1 protein-coding gene is annotated in these 2,125 nt (G+C 69.1%); it reads right to left on the reverse strand.

Annotation, left to right across the window (positions count from 1 at the left end; all coding sequences use genetic code 11):
• Positions 1–168 precede the first annotated feature (168 nt).
• Entirely contained in the window at positions 169–1,782 is a 1,614-nt protein-coding gene (locus ACIHAO_RS42910; protein ID WP_396568101.1) for a peptide chain release factor 3, read from the reverse strand.
• Positions 1,783–2,125: the final 343 nt, after the last annotated feature.

Consider the following 2,125-nt stretch of genomic DNA (forward strand, 5'->3'; position numbering starts at 1 on the left):
AGCGAATCCCCGCGACCCGACACCATGAAGTCAGCGGAATGCTCACGGCCTCAGGCGACAGCATCTTCACCGCGCGAAGCAAGAACAAGATCCTTTCGGCACCACGCCGAATCACCACACGAACTTCCGACTCGGGCGTCTAGGTACAGGAAGGGGCCATCATGTACTTCAGCCGCCTTCGGCCACCAAAGGCTCCAGCGCCAGATCGGGATTCGCTCGCATCACGAGCCGCAGTGCCAGTTCGTCGGCGAAGAGGGCCAGGTCGGCGCCATCGAGGCGGGTGAGGACCTCGCTGTTGCGGCCCTTGTCCACGAGGGGACGCTGGCTGGGGTCGGCGAGGCGCCGGGCCACCTGGTAGGACAGATTGTCCAGCCGGATCGGTGAGCCGAATTCGGCGTTCATGCGGTGGGCGGCGACCTCGAACTGCATCGGCCCGACGGCGGCGAACACCGGGGCGGCGTCACCGCGCAGGTCCGACCGCAGCACCTGGACCACGCCCTCCGCGCCGAGTTGCTCGACACCCTTGCGGAACTGCTTGGCGCGGCCGAGGTCGGTGGGCCGGGCGACGGCGAAGTGAGCGGGGGCGAAGCTGGGCAGGCCGGGGAACCGCACGGCGGGCTTGCCGGAGTACAGCGTGTCGCCGACCCGCAGCGCGGTGGCGTTGACCAGCCCGATGACATCACCCGGATAGGCGGTGTCCACTGTGGAGCGTTGCTGGCCGAACACCTGCTGCACGTATTTGGTGGCGAAGGGTTTGCCGGTGGTGGCGTTCGTGACGACCATGCCGCGTTCGAACACCCCGGAGCACACGCGGGCGAACGCCACCTGGTCGCGGTGCGCGGGGTCCATTCCGGTCTGGACCTTGAACACGAACGCCGAGAACGGCGCGTCCAAGGCGCGGATCCGGCTCTCGGCGTCCGCGCGCGGGGCGGGCCGCGGCGCGAGTTCGACCAGCAGGTCCAGCAAGTGGCGGACGCCGAAGTTGCGGACGGCCGCGCCGAACAGCACCGGGGTCGCGGTGGCGGCGAAGAAGCGGGAGGCGTCGAACTCGCCGTCGGCGGCGCGCAGGAGTTCCGATTCCTCCTGGGCCTGTGTCCAGTCGGCGCCGAGGTCGGCCTCCGCCTCCCGGGCGCCGAGACGCTCGTCCAGCGCGAGCGTCGTCCCGTGCGCGGTGGGCAGGTAGCGGACGAAGTCCCCGCTCGGGACGTCGAGGACGCCGCGCAGATGTCCGGCCGTCCCGACCGGCCAGGTCAGCGGCATGGGTTGCAGGCCGATCCGGTCGGTGAGCTCGTCGCACAACTGCAAGGCTTCCCGGCCCGGCCGGTCCCACTTGTTGATGAAGGTGATCACCGGGATCCCGCGGTAGCGGCAGACGTCGAACAGTTTCAGCGTCTGCGGCTCCAGGCCCTTGGCGGCGTCGAGCAGCATGACGGCGGAGTCGACGGCCGAAAGGACCCGGTAGGTGTCTTCGGAGAAGTCCGCGTGCCCCGGCGTGTCCAGCAGGTTGATCACGGTGTCGCCGTAGACGAACTGCAGCGCGGCGGAGGTGATGGAGATGCCGCGTGCGCGTTCCATCTCCATCCAGTCCGAGGTCACCCCGCGTCGTCCGGCCTTGCCGTGCACGGCGCCTGCCTGCGAGATCACCTGGGCGTGGAGCGCCAGTGCCTCGGTCAGCGTCGACTTGCCGGCGTCGGGGTGGCTGATGACGGCGAACGTCCGGCGACGGCTCGCCTCGGCGATCACCTCGGGCCGTTCGGCCTGGACTGTGTTGCCTGCCGTCACACTCGACTCCTCCGGGCTGCGATCTTCAGCGTCTGCCGCTGGGTCCAGTTCACCTCACCGGCTTTCCTCGTCCGAAACCGGGGTTGCCCGGCCGCCGTGGCCGTCGGCGTGATCACGGCCTCATTCGGCGGGGGAGGCTCGATGCCGCGATGATTCGCTCGACTAACGTCAAGCGCTCATCAAGCCTCCAGCGCGCCGTGGCAGTGATCGCGCCCGAGAAGTCAGGTCGTCGGTCTGTGTCGAGTTTCGTGACCCAGGTGTTCACGCGCCCGTCGTGGTTGTCGCCCAAGGTCGCCCGCACCGAAATCCTCGCCGGTCTCGTGGTCGCGCTCGCGTTGATCCC

Origin of the sequence: Amycolatopsis sp. NPDC052450 (assembly GCF_044547565.1) — a bacterium.
Lineage (GTDB): Bacteria > Actinomycetota > Actinomycetes > Mycobacteriales > Pseudonocardiaceae > Amycolatopsis.